This window comes from Campylobacter sp. CFSAN093241, assembly GCF_012889595.1.
Lineage (GTDB): Bacteria > Campylobacterota > Campylobacteria > Campylobacterales > Campylobacteraceae > Campylobacter_D > Campylobacter_D jejuni.
Genome location: NZ_CP040612.1, coordinates 1,007,595 through 1,024,162 on the forward strand (window position 1 = coordinate 1,007,595; position 16,568 = coordinate 1,024,162).

Consider the following 16,568-nt stretch of genomic DNA (forward strand, 5'->3'; position numbering starts at 1 on the left):
CCTTCTTTAAAAATTCTTAAGAATTTTATCAAAACCCCAAAGTTTTCTTGCTTCATCACTTTTTTTAGGCTCTATGATAAGCATTTCTTCTTCAGAACCTAATTTACTTTCTATCTCACCAAAAGCATTGATAAACAAAGTATCACCGTAAAAATTCCATTCATCTTTTGTTTTACCTATGCGATTGACTCTTAAAATGCTTGTAGAATTTAAAAACGCTCTTGTTTTTAAAAGTTCTTCCCATCTTTGTTTACTTTCAAAGGTACAAGCACTAGGAACGATAACCAAATCAATTTTTTTCGCCATAATCTGTTGCCAAAAAATATCAAAATGTGTCTCAAAACCAAAAAGCAAAGCACATTTTATTTTTTCATAATTAAAAGTAAAAATTTTTAATTCTGATGGAGTTTTGTTGCTGAAAAATTTTTCTTCATTCCAATGTTCATAAGGCATTAAAATTTGCTGTTCATAACTTTTAACACCATTTGGAGTAACTTTTAAGCAAAGTTTTTTATAACTTTTAGCTTCAACACTAACATAAGGAGCGATGATTTCTAATTCGTATTTTTTAGCAAGTTTAATCAAGCTTTCTTTTTTAGCTTCGCTTTGTTCTTTTATCATATTTTTTGGCATATGCAAAAGTTCTGTAAAAAAACTGTTGATCACATATTCTCCCAAAACTACTAAATTTGCTCCATTGTCTTTTGAAGCTTTAAGATAATAATCAAGCCTTGATTCACTTAAAGCTAAAGTTGGAAACTGTAAAGCTGCTATTTTACTCATCGATTTGCTCCACTTCTAATTTTGCTTTTTCAAGCTCAAGTCTTGCTTTTTTGATACTCTCTAAACCTTCTTTATAAATTTTTACACTTTCATCTAAGGCAAGCTCTTGATTATTTAATTTTTCCAAAGATTCATTAGCGTGTTTTAAATTTTCTTCAAAACTCATTGATGATTAACCTTGTAGTTTGGTGCTTCATGAGTGATAGTAACATCATGCACGTGACTTTCTTTAAGCCCTGCAGTGGTAATTTCAACAAATTCGGCTCTTTTTTGAAAATCTTCTATATCTTTAGCCCCAACATAACCCATAGAAGAACGCAAACCTCCTAAAAGTTGATGCACCACGCTTCTTATACTTCCCACATAAGGAACACGCCCTTCTATACCTTCAGGAACGAGTTTATCTTGAGCAGTACCTTGCTGAAAATATCTATCCGAACTTCCCTTTTGCATAGCCCCAAGTGAGCCCATACCACGATAAGACTTATATTGTCTTCCTTGATAAGTAAAAAGCTCTCCTGGACTCTCATCCGTTCCAGCTAAAAGCGATCCTATCATAACAGAACTCGCACCTACAGCTAAAGCTTTTGCGATATCACCTGAATATTTAATCCCGCCATCAGCTATCACAGGAACGCCAAATTTATTTGCTTCTTCCACGCACTCATCAATGGCCGAAATTTGAGGCACACCCACACCTGAAACAATACGCGTAGTACAAATACTTCCTGGCCCAATACCTACTTTAACCGCATCTACCCCTGCTTCGCAAAGTGCTTTTGCTGCAGCTGCAGTGGCGATATTTCCTGCGATAAGATCTAAATTTGGATATTTAGTTTTAATCGCTTTTATCGTATCAATAATACCCTTAGAATGTCCATGCGCAGAATCAAGCACAACAACATCAACGCCAGCTTCAACTAAAGCATCCACACGATCCATTTGCCCTACTCCTATAGCCGCACCCACGCGTAATCTTCCAAAATTATCTTTATTGGCATTAGGATATTCTTTGCGTTTTTTAAGATCTTTTATAGTGATAAGTCCTTCCAAGCGTCCTTGTTCATCAACTATAGGAAGTTTTTCTACTTTGTTGGTGCTGAAAATTTTTTCCGCATCATCTAAAGTACAACCCTTTGGAGCAGTGATTAAAGGCATTTTAGTCATAACATTTTCAACCAAATTTGAAAAATCACTCTCAAATCTTAAATCACGATTGGTAAGTATGCCTATTAGTTTCTTATCTTCATCTACTACAGGAACACCTGAAATTCTATACTCTGCCATAATTTCTAAAGCTTCCGCAACACTTGCCTTAGGACTTACAAAAATAGGATCGATAATCACCCCGCTTTCGCTTTTTTTCACTCTTTTTACTTCTCTAACCTGTGAGGCTATATCCATGTTTTTATGAATCACTCCAAGCCCTCCAAGTCTTGCCATCATAATAGCAGCCCTGTGTTCAGTAACTGTATCCATAGCCGCAGAGATTAAAGGCATATTTAAAGTGATATTTTTTGTTAATTTAGTGTGAATTTTTACTTCCTTAGGTAAAACTTCAGAATACCCAGGACGCAATAATACATCTTCAAAAGTTAAAGCTCTTTTTACAATTTTCATCTTTCATCCTTAATGTTTAATCATTTGTTCTAAACTTAAAGCCCCATCTAACAAGGTTTGTTCATCATAAGCTTTGCAAATCAGTTGTGCTGATATATTAAGCCCTTCTTTATCTTTTGCAACAGGCACACTAATGCCTCCAAGTCCTGCTAAATTTACAGAGATAGTATAAACATCTTCTAAATAAGTTTGCATAGGGCTTTTTTGAGTATCAAATTTAAAAGCCGTTGTAGGCGTTACAGGCATAAAAATAAGATCACAATCTTGCAAAATTTCTTCATATTTTGCCTTAATAAAAGCTCTAGCTTTTTGTGCTTTAATATAATACGCATCATAATATCCACTGCTTAAAACAAAAGTTCCTAACAAAATTCTTCTTTTTACTTCTTCTCCAAAACCTTCGCTGCGTGTATTTACATACATTTCTTTTAAATTTTGGATATTTTCAGAACGCTTGCCATAACGCACCCCATCATAACGACTTAAATTTGCACTTGCTTCAGCTGTTGCGATGATATAATACGCTGCGATATCAAACTTAGAATCAAGCAAATTTTTATATACAATCTCATGTCCATTAGCTTTTAACATATCTATGGTTTTTAAAAGTGCGTTTTTTACTTCACTATCTGCATCATTGACATAATTTTCAATCACTGCAATTTTTAATTTTTTATTTGCATTTAAATTTGGAGCGGTTTTGATAAACTCGATATTTGCACTCGTGCTATCCATTTTATCATATCCTGCGATCGCATCATATAAAATTGCCGCATCTTCTACATTTTGCGTTAAAACCCCAATTTGATCCAAACTTGAAGAATAAGAAGCTAAGCCATAGCGACTCACTCTTCCATAGCTCGGTTTAAATCCTACGCAACCACAAAAAGCTGCAGGCTGACGTACAGATCCTCCTGTATCAGAACCCAAACTTGCCAAAGCCAAGCCACCCGCTACCGCAGCAGCACTTCCACCACTTGAACCACCTGGCACACGCTCAAAATTTAAAGGATTTAAAGTTTTGCCATAATAAGAACTCGCTGTTGAACTTCCCATAGCAAATTCATCCATATTGCAACGCCCAAAAGGAGAAAAACCATTAGCTTTTAAATTAACAATCACACTTGCATCATAAGGAGCGATATAACCTTGTAAAATCTTACTCGCACTAGTAAGCTCCCAGCCCTTTACGCTGATATTATCTTTTATAGCTACAGGCACACCTTCACCTGAAACACTTAAGTCTTTATCTAAAAATTGTTCGATATAAGCACCTATTTTTTTTTCTTTTTTTGCTTTTTCATTGAGTTCTTTTTTTAAATTTTCAAGTTCTTCTTTGGAGTATTTTAAAGCTTCTTTTAAAGTTATCATTTATTTTCCTTTGTTTTTTTGATCAAAAATACTGCTAAAGCACTAAAAGCCAAAACCACCGCTATAGTTGTGATGATAATGCTATTTGGAATAGGATTTTCTAGCATTGAATCCCTTTTAAAACTTCTTCACATCTTAAACAAGGTGTTTCTTCATCTTTACTTTGAAGTTTCCAACATCTTGGGCATTTACAAAGTGAAGCTTTGGTGATTTTAAATTTCTCATTCTCTACTTCAAATTCAGCCAAAATTTCTTCATTTTCATTGCTGATTTGACTTACCATAAACCAATCGGCTAATTCCTCATTTGGGAATTTATTAAAACTGATGTTTAAATTTAATTCCAAAGTAGATTTAATGATTTTATCTTTTTTAAGTATATCAATCTGTTCAAAAAATTTCTCTCTAGCACTCATTAAAAATGTATCATCTATACCAAAATCATAATCAAAATCCTGAGTTAAACTTAGATCAAATACATCTTTTGCATCGCCTTTGATTAAAACATTAGCATGTTCTAAAGCCTCATCTACACTATAGCTTAAATTTGGAGCAAGTAAATTTAAAAGCTCTTTTGCTATCAAAGCCATAGCCACTTGAGCGGATTTTCTTCTTTGAGCATTTTCGCTATCACAATAAAGTCTATCTTTGCTGATATCAAGATAAATCCCACTTAAATCCGCACTTAAGAAATTTAAAAGCAAACTAAAACCTTTAGCAAATTCATAAGCAAAAAATGCCTCTTTGCTTGCTTTAAAAACTTTAGTTGCACGGCTTAATATCCATTTATCAATAAAGCTAAATTCTTTAACTTCTAAATCTTTTAAGTCATTTGTATTGGCAAGTAAAAATCTTATAGTGTTTCTTATTTTGCGATATTGTTCACCCACTTGTTTTAAGATATTGTCTGAAATTTTTAAATCACTTGAATAATCACTTAAAAGTATCCAAAGTCTTAAAATTTCAACTCCATAGGTTTTTGCTACGTATTCAGGAGCAATCACATTGCCTTTAGATTTAGACATTTTTTGCCCTTTTTCATCAGTGGTAAAACCATGAGTTAAAATGCTTTCATAAGGTGCATTTTCATTGATCGCTGTACCTACAAGCAAAGAACTTTGAAACCAACCGCGATGCTGATCGCTTCCTTCTAAATACATACTTGCTCTTTTTTCTCCTGCGTCATAAAGTCCGCTATCTAAAACCGCATTAAAAGTACTTCCACTATCAAACCAAACATCTAAAATATCATATACTTTTTCTAAATTTTCAGCGTTGTATTTTGAATTTGTAGGAATTAAATCTTTGATTTCAAACTCCCACCACGCATCAGCACCGTGTTTTTCAAAAATAGCTGCTACAAAGTCAAAAAGCTCATCATCAAAAATCACTTCTTTAGTGTTTTTATCTCTAAAAAAGGCTATAGGCGTTCCCCAGTCTCTTTGTCTTGAAATACACCAATCTGGGCGATTTTCCACCATAGAACCTATTCTTTTTACCCCACTTTGCGGATAAAAGGTTGTTTTTAAAAGTTGTTCTTTTGCACACTCTCTTAAGGTTTTTCCTTGAAGTTTTGGTTCATCCATTAAAATAAACCATTGTTTAGTAGCTCTATAAATCACAGGCTTATGCGTTCTCCAACAAAATGGATAAGAGTGTATAAATTTAGAAGAATGTAAAAGTTTTTCGCCTAAAAGTTCTAAAATTTTTTCATTGGCCTTAAAAATATGAAGACCTATAAACTCTTCAAGCAAATGAGAAGGCAAAAGCCCTTTAGCTCTTAAAGTTTCATCATAACATCCACTATCATCAACAGGCATTAAAACTTCAATACCGTATTTCAAACAAGCATAGTAATCATCTTCGCCATGTCCTGGTGCAGTATGCACAAGTCCACTTCCACCATCCATCAATACATACTCACCCATGATTAAAACAGATTTTCTTCCATTTAAAGGATTGATAGCTTCAAGTTTTTCAAATTCTTTTGCGTTTAGTTCTTTTTGAATTTCTCCACTTGTAAGTCCTTTTTCTACCATGCTGTTAAGTAAAGCACTTGCAAAAACCAAACCCTCTTTAGTGATCACATAATTTTCATTAGGATTTAAAGCTATAGCTTGATTAGCCACTAAAGTCCAAGGCGTAGTTGTCCATATCACTGCGCTTGCTTTTGAAACGCCTAATTTTTCACAAGCTTTTACATCCAAATCAAAAGCCACAAAGATAGAATAATCTTCTTTATCTTGATATTCTACCTCAGCTTCTGCTAAAGCTGACTTTGCCGCCCAACTCCAAAAAACAGGTTTAGAACGCTCACAAAGTAAGCCTTTCTTAGCAATCTCACATAAAGTTCTATAAATCGCTGCTTCAAACTCAAATTTCATAGTCAAATAAGGCTTATCCCAATCCGCAATAATGCCTAAATTTTTAAATTCTTCTCTTTGAATATCTACAAATTCACTCGCATGTTGTCTGCAAAACTCACGAATTTCTTTTTTACTTAAGCTTTTTTTCTTTTCTCCAAGCTTCACTTCTACTTGTTGTTCTATAGGTAAACCATGACAATCCCACCCTGGAGTAAAACGCACACTCTCACCTTTAAAATAATGTGTTTTGATAATAGTTTCTTTTAAAATTTTATTTAAAGCATGTCCTATATGGATATGTCCGTTAGCATAAGGGGGGCCATCGTGTAAAGTAAAACTTTTTTTCGCATTTTTGCGATTTTCTTTCATTTTTTCATAAGCATAATTTTGCTCAAACCATTTTTTAAATCTTTGCGGTTCAAGTTCCGCTAAATTCGCCCGCATAGCAAAAGTAGTGCTGGGCAAAAGTAGAGTTTCTTTGTAGTCCATTTTTTCCACCTAATTTTTAATAATCTTAAATTCTACTCAAATTAGCTTTAATTTCTACTTTGTTTTTGGCTATAATTATAAGAAAAAAAGGAAAATTTATGAAACATTTGCTTTATCTTATAGGAGATGAGCTTACTATAAACGAAAAATTCAAAAATTATATTTATAGAACTTATGAAGAAAAATTTAAAGAAATTAACGAAATTCGCATACAAAATAAAACCGATAAAGATTTACCATTTTTGCTTGAAAACCTCTTAAATCAGTATGATTTTATCACTTTATTTACAAGCTCTTTGCATTATGCGACTGTTGCTAAAATTTTAGCAACTTTAAATGATGATAATCTTATCTTAAAAGATGATACCTTGGTTCCAGATAAAGCAGAATTTAGTAAAAATAGCTTTGTGTGTAATTTTTCAAATTCAAAAATCAATGTCGTTAAAATAAATCCAAGCGAAAAATTACCCAATCTTCTTGGGCATATAAAATTAAATTTTGCATATTTTTGCATTTTTGGTATGGATGATGAAAGCGCTATATTGCTACTGCAAACCCTAACAAAATCTTATGAGATAAGTATAAAATCAACCAAGCTTTTAGATAATCTTGTGCTTATTAAGGCCACTTGCGCTAATTTTGGAAAACTTGATGGTTTTTTAAATAGCGTAAAAAATCTTTTTGGACAAAAGGTGTTTTTAGGTAAAGATCCTATACATTTTATAAGCTCTAAACTTTTAGAAAAAAAATTAAAAATTTCTTTTGCTGAAAGTTGCACAGGCGGACTTTGTGCAAGCACCTTAACCAAAATTTCAGGTGTAAGTGAAATTTTTGAAGGTTCTATTGTAAGTTATTCCAACCGCATCAAACACGAATGGCTTGGAATTAGCGAAAGCGTCTTAGAAAATAATGGCGAATACAGTGAACGTTGTGTTTATTTTATGCTAAAAGGTATTTTTAAAACAGCTAATCCTGATTTTGCCTTAGCTATTAGCGGAGTAGTTGGCGAAAAAGATGAGGGAAAAATAAATTCAGGCACTATTTATATAGGTGCAATGTTTAGAGATGGAACTTTTATCCAAGAAACGCTTTATTTAGATGGAGATCGTGAATTTATGCAAGAACAAGCTGTTTTGGCAACTTTTTGCTTACTTTTAAAATTAAAACCTGAAATTTTTGAAATTTAAGGGATTTAAAAATGAAAGAAATTAAGCTAAAAGAAGACTTGGAAAAAATTTATCCCTTGATAAAACAATTAAGAAATAACCTATCTTTGAAAGATTTTTTAGACAAAATCCAACTTGCTACACAAACTCAACATTATAAACTTTTTGCCTATGAAAATGAGGGAAGCTACAAAGCAGCTTGTGGAGTCATGCCCTTTAATGTACTTTATCATAATCATTGTCTTTATATTTGTGATTTTGTCGTAGATGAAACTTTAAGAGGAAAGGGCATAGGTCAAGCTTTTTTGAAAAAATCCAAATTTGGACAAAAGATCAAGGAAATGAAAAATTAGAACTAAGCTCAAGCTTTTTTAGAACACAAGATCATGAATTTTATATCCAAAAAATGGGTTTTGAAAAATCTGATTTTGTTTTTAAGAAAAATATCAAACTATAATATTTTTTGATTAAGCTTTGCATTTTATAATTAATATTATTATTTTTGATTTTAAGGAATAAAATGAATTTTAAAGAACTAATTTCAAAACGCAGAGCTTGTAAACTTTTTAATGATAAAAAAATCAATGAAAAGGATTTGCATTTTATCTTAGAAAGCGGAGTCTTAGCCCCAAGTTCACATGGATTTGAGCCTTGGAAATTTGTAGTATTAGAACAAAAAGAACATAATCTTAAGCTCTCAACTCTATGTTACAATCAACAAAACGTAGCAAGTGCGAGTCATAATATTATTTTTCTAGCAAGAAAAGATCTTCAAAGCAAAGATGAATTTGCACAAAAACAAGTACGTCGTTTCTCAAGTTCTAGCGAAGAAAATTTTCAAAAAATTTTAGAAATTTATACTCATAAAACCAATGCAATGAATGATAATGAACTCTATCATTATGCACAACTTCAATGCTATCTTGCTATGATGCAAATGTCACTAGCTGCAATGAGCTTAGGTATTGATTCTTGTATGATAGGTGGCTTTGAAAAAGCTAAAGTTGATGATTTTCTTAATTTAACTTATCCTTTTGAAACTGCTGTAATTTTATCCTTAGGATATAAAGCCCATAAACCAAAATATTCTACTCAACGCTTAAATTTTAATGAAGTCGTCGAATTTTACAAGGAAAAATAATGAAAAAAGAACTTGAAATTTTTAGCACAAGATATTCTTGTAGAAATTTTAAAAATGAAAAACTCAAAAAAGAGGATTTAAATTCTATTTTAGAAATAGCAAGATTAAGCCCAAGCTCCTTAGGACTGGAACCTTGGAAATTTATAGTAGTGCAAGATGAGAAAAGAAAAGAAGAACTTTCTAAAATTTGCAACCAGCAAAAACATGTAAAAGATTGCGCTGCGTTAATTATCATCATTTCAAGACTTGATTTTTTGGATTATTTTGAAGAAAAACTTAGAAAAAGAGATATGAGTGAAACAGAAATTCAAAAACGCTTAGATGCTTATATGCCTTTTTTAAAATCTCTAAATCAAGAAGAAAAAATATCTTATGCAAGAGAACAAGCTCATATAGCTCTAGCTAGCATACTTTACAGTGCTAATGCTTTAAATATAGCAAGCTGCACTATAGGTGGTTTTGATAAACAAAAGCTTAATTCTTATTTATCACTTGATATTCAAAAAGAAAGATCAAGTTTGGTGGTGGCTTTAGGATATTGCAACGATGAAAAAAATCCTCAAAAAAATCGTTTTAGTTTTGATGAAGTTGTAAAATTTATTTAAATTTTGCTTAAAAGCAAAATTTAAATAAAAATAAACTGATTCTTTTTTGTATTTTTACTAAGTCTTTGCTTAAATTTTATACAATTTTGATTATAATTTTACATTTAATTTCACAAGGCTTGTTATGAATTTACCCAATATCTTGGCGATTTTTAGAATGGTTTTAGCGCCTTTGCTATTTTTTTTATTAATTCATCATTTTGAAAATATTCATCAAAGTTGGATTAACTATTTTGCTGCTTTAACTTTTTCATTAGCAGCTTTAAGTGATTTTTTTGATGGATACATCGCAAGAACTTGGAAACAAACTACAAAACTGGGTGGAATCTTAGATCCATTAGCCGATAAAATGCTTGTTTTAGCAGCTTTTTTAGGGCTTTTACTTACAGGAAAAGCTAATGAATGGGTAATTTATATTATACTAGTAAGGGAATTTTTTATCACGGGTTTTAGAGTTGTAATGATCAGTGAAAATTTAAATGTCAATGCTTCTTTTGCAGGCAAGCTTAAAACCGCTTTTCAAATGACTGCGATAGGATTTTTAATCATGGAGTGGATAGGCGGTGAAATTCTACTTTACATAGCTTTGATTTTAACTCTTTATTCTGGATTTGAATACATCTATACTTATATAAAAGCTCAAAAAAAAGGAGAAAAATGAGATCTTTATTATTTTTAATTGTTATTTTGATTTTGGGAATTAAATTTTATTCTATTGAATTTTTAGCAACTGTTTTAGTCATCTCATTTTTAATTTTCTTTCACGAATTAGGACATTTTTTGGCTGCAAGATCTTTGGGTGTAAAAGTTGAAGTTTTTAGTATAGGATTTGGAAAAAGTCTTATAGAGCGTGAATTTAAAGGCACAAACTATCGCTTAAGCACTTTACCACTTGGAGGATATGTTAAACTTAAAGGACAAGATGATATGCGTCCTGGTTTTGAAAATCTAGACAAAGATAGCTATAGCATTTTAAGTCCTTTAAAAAAGATTTATATTCTTTTTGCTGGACCATTTTTTAATCTAATTTTAGCTTTTTTTCTTTATATTATCATAGGAAATTTAGGTCTAAACAAACTTGCTCCGCAAATAGGAAACATAGCGCCAAACTCTGCTGCACAAGAAATAGGACTTCAAAAAAATGATACTATCTTAGAAATTAACGGTATAAGAATTCAAACCTTTGATGAAATTTCAAAGCATTTAAGTTTAGATCCTTTGAAAATATTAATCAATAGAGAAGGAAAAAATTTAGAATTTATTTTAACTCCAAAAATAGGACAAGGATACAATGACTTTGGACAAATCGTTGAAAAACCTCAACTTGGAGTTAGTCCAAATGGGACAAGCACTCTTGTAAAACACCAAGGTTTAGAAAGTTTTAAATATGCCGCACAAGAAAGTTTTCAAGCTTCTACACTCATCATCAAGGGTATTGTAAAACTCATAAGTGGTGAAGTTGAAGCAAAAAATTTAGGCGGTATTATCACCATGACTGAAATTACCTCAAAGGCTGCACAAAATAGCTTTACTTTGCTTTTATTTATCACTGCTTTAATTTCTATAAATTTAGGCATTTTAAATCTTTTACCTATTCCTATGCTTGATGGAGGACATATACTTTTTAATCTTTATGAAATGATTTTTAGACGCAAAGTTCCACAGCGTACTTTTGAATATTTAAGCTATACAGGCATGGCAATACTTTTAAGTTTAATGCTCTTTGCAACTTATAATGATATATCAAGGATTATAGGTGAATAAAAAATTTTCCTACCCTATTCCAAATTTTACTGATAGAAGAAAAAGTATAATCTTTTGGCGCTATTTGCGTTTTCAAGCAAGAAAAATTTTATATTTTCCTCAAGTAAGACTTCTAGAAAAAACGCTTAATAAAGAAAAAAATAAACATTTAAAAGACTTTTTCTCTCAAAGACCCTATGCTTGTTACAATGCTACAAGAAGATTTTGCGATAAAAGTTTTAAAGCAAATGAACGTGTTAAAACACTTATTTATGATGTTGATAAGGGACTCGCTTGTTTTAAATTTCTTCCCGAGGAACAAATAATTTTTTCTTTTGATGAAGATTTTGAGCTTTTTTTAGGATATAACTATAATGTTTGCGAAGAAGGTTTTTGGGCTTTTTCTTTAAAATTTAAAAAATACACAATCTTACAATGTAATTTTTGCTTTACTTTAGAAAACAATCTTCTACTTTCTTGTATACAAGGACATAAATACAAAGATTTTAATATTTTAGAAATTAATAAAATTTTAACTAAAAAATGTCATGGTTTGCGCCCTGTTGCTTTACTTATAGAATGCTCTAAGATGCTTTGTGAAATTTTAAAACTTCAAGCTACTTTAGGTGTACATGAAAAAAATCAAATCCGTTCTCAAAAAGGAAAAGAAAAAGGCTATTTTGTAGATTATCAAAAAATTTGGCTAGAAAATGGTGGAGAATTAATAAAAATCAATAAACACAAATACTATAAACTCCACCACTCTCAAAAAAACCTAGAAGAAATCCCTTCGCAAAAACGCTCCATGTATAAAAAACGTTTTGCTATGCTTGAAGAAATCAAAACAAATTTAGATAAAACCTTAAGTATTCAAGACTAATTAAGTATATTTTGATATAATCTAGCCTTGCTTTATGCAAAATCCTTGCTCATAAAAATGGGCTTTAATATCCATAAGGAGAAAAGATGAAACATTATGAGGTTTTATTTATCTTAAAACCAACACTTACTGAAGAGGAAGTGAATGCGAAGTTGGAATTCGTTAAAGAAGTCCTAACCAAAAATAGTGCAGAAATTGAAACTGTTGTTCCAATGGGTACTAGAAAATTAGCGTATAAAATCAAAAAATACGAAAGAGGAACTTATTTTGTGATTTATTTCAAAGCTCCTACAAACTTGATCGCTGAGCTTGAAAGGGTGTTAAGAATCATTGAAGAAGTAATAAGATTTTTAATCGTAAAATATGAAAATAAAAAAGAAATTGCAGCTTGGGAAAAACTAAGCCACGGGATTAAGCAATCTAAAAAAGAAATTAAACCTTTAGATGCTCCTGAAATTCAATAAGGAAAAAGATGTTTAACAAAGTTGTTTTGGTTGGAAATCTTACACGTGATATAGAAATGCGTTATGCACAAAGCGGTAGTGCTATTGGAGCTTCCGCTATAGCAGTAACAAGAAGATTTACCGCAAATGGAGAAAAAAGAGAAGAAACTTGCTTTATTGATATAAGCTTTTATGGTCGCACCGCAGAAGTTGCAAACCAATACCTTACAAAAGGTTCAAAAGTACTCATAGAAGGACGTTTGAGATTTGAACAATGGAGTGATCAAAATGGACAAAATCGCTCTAAACATAGCATTCAAGTTGAAAATATGGAAATGCTTGGCAATTCCAATGCTCCACAACAAGGCGGAAATTTTGGCAATAATAGCTTTTCAAACAACAATTATAGTGGAAACTATGAAAATCAAAGCTATGATCCTTATATGAGTGAAAATCAAAATTTTAATAAAGCAAAAGCAAACCCTGCTCCACAGAGAAACCAAAGCCCACAACACGAAGAAAAATTAAAAGAAATTGATATCGATGCTTATGATAGCGATGATACTAATTTACCATTTTAAAGGATAAACTATGGCAGAAAAAAGAAAATACTCTCGCAAATATTGCAAATACACTGAAGCAAAAGTTGAATTTATTGATTATAAAGATACAGCAATGTTAAAACATGCTTTATCTGAAAGATTTAAAATCATGCCACGCCGTTTAACAGGCACAAGCAAAAAATACCAAGAAATGGTAGAAGTTGCAATCAAACGCGCAAGACATGTAGCCCTTATCCCTTATATAGTGGATAGAAAAGAAGTAATCAACAATCCTTTTGAAGGACTATAATCTTTTAAAAGCAAACTTGTAAAAAGTTTGCTTTCTTATACATTTATTCTCAAAATAAAATTAAACCAAAGTATATTCTAAAACATCACTGAAAGTATCAACAGCAATGATTTCCATATTGTCTCTAACCTCACTAGGAATATCTTTTAAATCTCTTTCGTAATTTTTTCTTGGAATTAAAGCTGTTTTTATATCTGCTTTATAAGCTGCAATTAATTTTTCTTTTAATCCGCCTATTGGTAAAACTTTTCCTTTTAAATCTATTTCACCCGTCATTGCAACATCTGCTTTAACCTTTTTATCACTAAAAATAGAAGCAATAGCTGTGCTTATCGTAATACCTGCACTTGGGCCATCTTTTGGAGTAGCTCCATCTGGCACATGTATATGAATATTATAACTATCATAAACATTAACTTTAGGATCAATAATTATTTTTTTAGGTATTTTTATTTTTCCTTCATCGATTAAAACTTTTATCATGCTAAAAGCAATTCTAGCTGATTCTTTCATTACATCACCCAAACTTCCTGTGAGCGTTAATTCTCCTTTACCTTTAATTTTTACAGCCTCTACTTTTAAAACATCTCCACCTACGCTTGTCCAAGCCAAACCATTGACCTGACCTACTTGATTTTCTCCATTATTTTTTTCTATTTCAAAAACTTTTTTATCTAAAAATTCATTCAAATTTTTTGTATTAATAATGACTTTTTTAATATTTTCTAAAAGTAGTTTTTTAGCACTCTTACGACACAACTCTGCAACTTTGCGACGCAAATTTCTAACTCCTGATTCACGAGTATAATCGCTAATGATTAGCTCTATAGTTTCATCATCAATAGATAATTCATTGGATTTTAAGCCATGTTTTTTAAGCTCATCTGGAATTAAATATTTTTTCATTATATGAAATTTTTCACTTGGAGTATAAGAGCTAAGTTCTATAAATTCCATTCTATCTCTTAAAGGTGCAGGAATATTGCTAATATCATTTGCCGTTGCTATAAAAATGACTTTACTTAAATCAATATTAAAATTTAAATAATAATCCCTAAATTTAGAATTTTGCTCTGGATCTAAAATTTCTAAAAGCACCGCACTTGGATCGCCTCTAAAACTGCGATTTAATTTATCAATTTCATCCAATACAATTACAGGATTAATTTGTTTTGCCTCTATGAGTCCTTGAGTAATACGTCCAGGCATAGCGCCTATATAAGTTCTACGATGACCACGCAGCTCATTAACATCTTCAAGTCCACCTAAGGCTATACGAATAAGCTCTCTTTTTAAAGCTTTTGAAACAGAATTTGCCAGTGAAGTTTTACCAACGCCAGGAGGCCCATAAAGACAAAGTATAACTTTAGCACCATCTTTTTCTGCTATTTTTCTTTTTTCTAAAAGTTCCCTAACTGCAAAATATTCTTCTATGCGTTCTTTTGGTTTATTTAATGCATAATGATCATGGTTAAGCTGTTTTGAAACTTCCTTAATATCAAGTTTTTTCTTAGAAATTTTTTCAAAAGGAACATCTAATGCTGTTTCTATGTAAGTTTGAATCATCGATGCTTCGGAATTATCTTGATGAATGCGTTCGAATTTTTCAATTTGTTTTTTGATTTCTTTATAAGCGTCTTCGTGCATAAATTTCTTCTTTAACTCCAGACGCTTTTGATACTCTCTAACCTCATCTTCTTTTTGCGTATCAGAACCAAGCTCTTTTTGAATTTGTCTTAATTGTTCTTTTAAAAAATATTCTTTATTTACCTTATCAATACGAGAATGTACTTTATTTTTAATTTCTTTTTGAATTTTATTAGCTTCTATTTCTTGAGCAATTAAATCTATTAATTTTACTAATTTTTGCTCAAGATCTGTTAAAACAAAAAACTCATAAGCAACTTGTTTTTTAATACGCACAGTATTTAAAATCAAATCGCAAATCCTAGATGCATCAAAACCTTCTTCAATTGTTCTTAAAAGATCTGGAGAAAAATAATGACTAATATTTGCCAAATTTTTTACTTTCTCTTTTAAAACTTCAAGAAGTGCTTCTTTTTTAGTTCCTTCTAAAAAGTCTTCTTTTATAAGTTCTATCTTGGCTTCTAAAGGTTTATTAGAAATTTGCTCTATAATTTTACCCTTGGCATATCCTTGAAAAAGTATTTTCACTCTTCCATCAGGCAAAGGAACTTTTCGCATGATAGTCCCAATCACTCCGCAATTATAAATTTCATCAAAATTTCTTCCATTTTCCAACTTTGAAGGTGCAACAAAAAGCATGCTATCATTTTTAATCGCAAGATCTAAAGCTTTCATATTGGATGAATCGTTAATAAAAATAGGAGTTATCATAAAAGGATATAAAAATAATTCATCTTCAACCAATACTGGTAAATTTGCTGGATAATTTTGTATCTCTTCAATCTGCATTTATTTTCCTTGTTTATTAAAATCTTTCAAATATACTTCTATACCAAGGAAGCTCAGGTTTGATAATACTTTGCTGATAAAATTCACTTTCTTGAAGTCTTTGTTTATAAATTTGTGCACTTTCATCATGCCCTATGCGCTGGTATAGATTTTCTATAGTACTATTAAGATAAAAAACCGCTAAATTAAATTTTGTAAGCATTGTTTGAACCAAAGGTTCATATTCTGTATAAGGATAATCTTTCAAAAAAGTATCTATTTCTTTTTGGCTTTCAAGCATTAAAGCCTGATTACGATTTGGCACTGCAAATGCATCAAATTTTGCTTTAATTTTAAGATAACGAATATAATCAGCATTGCGTGAATTTCCAAATTTTTTATTATATTCATCTAAATAAAATTCAGCTAACTTATATTCTTCTTCATCCATATGAGCTTGTGCTAAAATAATTAAAGTAGTTTCTAATAAAGGATCGGCAACATGCTCACTTGCCATACCATTATAATGATCATCAGCTTTTTCCAAATCCTTGTCCTGCAAATCTTTAATAATTTGCTTATACCACTCACTAGCACTAAGATTGTATAAACCTTCATCATTTTTCGTACTACACGCACTAAAAAAAACACTTAAAAAAACCAATAAAAAAATACCTTTTTTCATACTTCACCTT

Annotated in this window: 17 protein-coding genes and 1 pseudogene; 10 read left to right on the top strand and 8 right to left on the bottom strand. The window is 31.1% G+C overall.

All coding sequences use genetic code 11. The features are described from left to right. Positions 1–6: 6 nt before the first annotated feature. From FBE96_RS05170 to ileS, 6 genes are read right to left on the bottom strand one after another with little or no spacing between them, the layout of a single operon-like run. Positions 7–783 (bottom strand): carbon-nitrogen hydrolase family protein, encoded by a 777-nt coding sequence (locus tag FBE96_RS05170; protein ID WP_002871782.1) that lies wholly within the window; start codon positions 781–783, stop codon positions 7–9. Continuing rightward, the gene (xseB, locus tag FBE96_RS05175; RefSeq protein WP_002853034.1) at positions 776–949 is read right to left on the bottom strand and encodes an exodeoxyribonuclease VII small subunit; all 174 of its coding nucleotides are present in this window, start codon (positions 947–949) and stop codon (positions 776–778) included. The genes FBE96_RS05170 and xseB overlap by 8 nt, the downstream gene beginning before the upstream one ends. Further along, the gene (guaB, locus tag FBE96_RS05180; RefSeq protein ID WP_002871783.1) at positions 946–2,403 is read right to left on the bottom strand and encodes an IMP dehydrogenase; all 1,458 of its coding nucleotides are present in this window, start codon (positions 2,401–2,403) and stop codon (positions 946–948) included. The genes xseB and guaB overlap by 4 nt, the downstream gene beginning before the upstream one ends. A 9-nt stretch (positions 2,404–2,412) precedes the next feature. Next, a complete protein-coding gene (gene gatA, locus FBE96_RS05185) occupies positions 2,413–3,774 on the bottom strand; it encodes an Asp-tRNA(Asn)/Glu-tRNA(Gln) amidotransferase subunit GatA (RefSeq protein WP_002855710.1) in 1,362 nt (453 codons plus the stop codon). Next, the gene (locus tag FBE96_RS05190) at positions 3,771–3,881 is read right to left on the bottom strand and encodes a membrane protein (RefSeq protein ID WP_002869114.1); all 111 of its coding nucleotides are present in this window, start codon (positions 3,879–3,881) and stop codon (positions 3,771–3,773) included. Before FBE96_RS05190 ends, gatA begins: the two co-directional genes overlap by 4 nt. After that, positions 3,875–6,628 (bottom strand): isoleucine--tRNA ligase, encoded by a 2,754-nt coding sequence (ileS, locus tag FBE96_RS05195; RefSeq protein ID WP_002905973.1) that lies wholly within the window; start codon positions 6,626–6,628, stop codon positions 3,875–3,877. Before ileS ends, FBE96_RS05190 begins: the two co-directional genes overlap by 7 nt. A gap of 98 nt (positions 6,629–6,726) precedes the next feature. On the opposite strand from ileS, the gene FBE96_RS05200 reads away from it, so the two are divergent. The 10 genes and pseudogenes from FBE96_RS05200 (at position 6,727) to rpsR (ending at position 13,458) form a co-directional block, all read left to right on the top strand. Continuing rightward, positions 6,727–7,815 (top strand): CinA family protein, encoded by a 1,089-nt coding sequence (locus tag FBE96_RS05200; RefSeq protein WP_002905970.1) that lies wholly within the window; start codon positions 6,727–6,729, stop codon positions 7,813–7,815. A gap of 11 nt (positions 7,816–7,826) precedes the next feature. Further along, positions 7,827–8,251 (top strand): annotated as a pseudogene (locus tag FBE96_RS05205) (GNAT family N-acetyltransferase). Between the two features lie 63 nt (positions 8,252–8,314). Then, entirely contained in the window at positions 8,315–8,935 is a 621-nt protein-coding gene (locus FBE96_RS05210) for an NAD(P)H-dependent oxidoreductase (protein WP_002899480.1), read from the top strand. Beyond that, complete coding sequence (locus FBE96_RS05215) at positions 8,935–9,540, top strand: NAD(P)H-dependent oxidoreductase (protein WP_002853045.1); 606 nt, start codon at positions 8,935–8,937, stop codon at positions 9,538–9,540. The genes FBE96_RS05210 and FBE96_RS05215 overlap by 1 nt, the downstream gene beginning before the upstream one ends. A gap of 124 nt (positions 9,541–9,664) precedes the next feature. Next, positions 9,665–10,201: a CDP-diacylglycerol--glycerol-3-phosphate 3-phosphatidyltransferase gene (gene pgsA, locus FBE96_RS05220; protein WP_002853053.1), complete on the top strand. Its 537-nt coding sequence runs from the start codon at positions 9,665–9,667 to the stop codon at positions 10,199–10,201. Further along, a complete protein-coding gene (gene rseP / locus FBE96_RS05225) occupies positions 10,198–11,304 on the top strand; it encodes an RIP metalloprotease RseP (RefSeq protein ID WP_002852927.1) in 1,107 nt (368 codons plus the stop codon). Before pgsA ends, rseP begins: the two co-directional genes overlap by 4 nt. Beyond that, positions 11,297–12,163, top strand: coding sequence for a VirK family antimicrobial peptide resistance protein (locus FBE96_RS05230; RefSeq protein WP_002868637.1), 867 nt, complete (start codon positions 11,297–11,299; stop codon positions 12,161–12,163). Before rseP ends, FBE96_RS05230 begins: the two co-directional genes overlap by 8 nt. Positions 12,164–12,249: 86 nt before the next feature. Beyond that, positions 12,250–12,627 (top strand): 30S ribosomal protein S6, encoded by a 378-nt coding sequence (rpsF, locus tag FBE96_RS05235; protein ID WP_145599567.1) that lies wholly within the window; start codon positions 12,250–12,252, stop codon positions 12,625–12,627. Positions 12,628–12,635: 8 nt separating this feature from the next. After that, positions 12,636–13,187 carry a single-stranded DNA-binding protein gene (locus tag FBE96_RS05240; protein WP_002865738.1) on the top strand — a complete coding sequence of 184 codons (552 nt, stop codon included), beginning with the start codon at positions 12,636–12,638 and terminating at the stop codon, positions 13,185–13,187. Between the two features lie 10 nt (positions 13,188–13,197). Then, positions 13,198–13,458 (top strand): 30S ribosomal protein S18, encoded by a 261-nt coding sequence (gene rpsR, locus FBE96_RS05245; protein ID WP_002853032.1) that lies wholly within the window; start codon positions 13,198–13,200, stop codon positions 13,456–13,458. Positions 13,459–13,518: 60 nt separating this feature from the next. Here the strand turns inward: rpsR and lon are convergent, their stop codons facing one another. Both lon and FBE96_RS05255 read right to left on the bottom strand, forming a co-directional pair. Beyond that, the gene (lon, locus tag FBE96_RS05250; RefSeq protein WP_002878791.1) at positions 13,519–15,894 is read right to left on the bottom strand and encodes an endopeptidase La; all 2,376 of its coding nucleotides are present in this window, start codon (positions 15,892–15,894) and stop codon (positions 13,519–13,521) included. A 16-nt stretch (positions 15,895–15,910) separates the two neighbouring features. Further along, entirely contained in the window at positions 15,911–16,558 is a 648-nt protein-coding gene (locus tag FBE96_RS05255; protein ID WP_002852961.1) for an outer membrane protein assembly factor BamD, read from the bottom strand. Positions 16,559–16,568: the final 10 nt, after the last annotated feature.

Coding starts and splice junctions, on each gene's coding strand:
- rpsF (WP_145599567.1), top strand. CDS start 12,250: ATGAAACATTATGAGGTTTTATTTATCTTAAAACCAACACTTACTGAA.
- ileS (WP_002905973.1), bottom strand. CDS start 6,628: ATGGACTACAAAGAAACTCTACTTTTGCCCAGCACTACTTTTGCTATG.
- FBE96_RS05200 (WP_002905970.1), top strand. CDS start 6,727: ATGAAACATTTGCTTTATCTTATAGGAGATGAGCTTACTATAAACGAA.
- FBE96_RS05170 (WP_002871782.1), bottom strand. CDS start 783: ATGAGTAAAATAGCAGCTTTACAGTTTCCAACTTTAGCTTTAAGTGAA.
- rpsR (WP_002853032.1), top strand. CDS start 13,198: ATGGCAGAAAAAAGAAAATACTCTCGCAAATATTGCAAATACACTGAA.
- guaB (WP_002871783.1), bottom strand. CDS start 2,403: ATGAAAATTGTAAAAAGAGCTTTAACTTTTGAAGATGTATTATTGCGT.
- FBE96_RS05255 (WP_002852961.1), bottom strand. CDS start 16,558: ATGAAAAAAGGTATTTTTTTATTGGTTTTTTTAAGTGTTTTTTTTAGT.
- pgsA (WP_002853053.1), top strand. CDS start 9,665: ATGAATTTACCCAATATCTTGGCGATTTTTAGAATGGTTTTAGCGCCT.
- FBE96_RS05210 (WP_002899480.1), top strand. CDS start 8,315: ATGAATTTTAAAGAACTAATTTCAAAACGCAGAGCTTGTAAACTTTTT.
- FBE96_RS05240 (WP_002865738.1), top strand. CDS start 12,636: ATGTTTAACAAAGTTGTTTTGGTTGGAAATCTTACACGTGATATAGAA.
- xseB (WP_002853034.1), bottom strand. CDS start 949: ATGAGTTTTGAAGAAAATTTAAAACACGCTAATGAATCTTTGGAAAAA.
- rseP (WP_002852927.1), top strand. CDS start 10,198: ATGAGATCTTTATTATTTTTAATTGTTATTTTGATTTTGGGAATTAAA.
- gatA (WP_002855710.1), bottom strand. CDS start 3,774: ATGATAACTTTAAAAGAAGCTTTAAAATACTCCAAAGAAGAACTTGAA.
- FBE96_RS05190 (WP_002869114.1), bottom strand. CDS start 3,881: ATGCTAGAAAATCCTATTCCAAATAGCATTATCATCACAACTATAGCG.
- FBE96_RS05215 (WP_002853045.1), top strand. CDS start 8,935: ATGAAAAAAGAACTTGAAATTTTTAGCACAAGATATTCTTGTAGAAAT.
- lon (WP_002878791.1), bottom strand. CDS start 15,894: ATGCAGATTGAAGAGATACAAAATTATCCAGCAAATTTACCAGTATTG.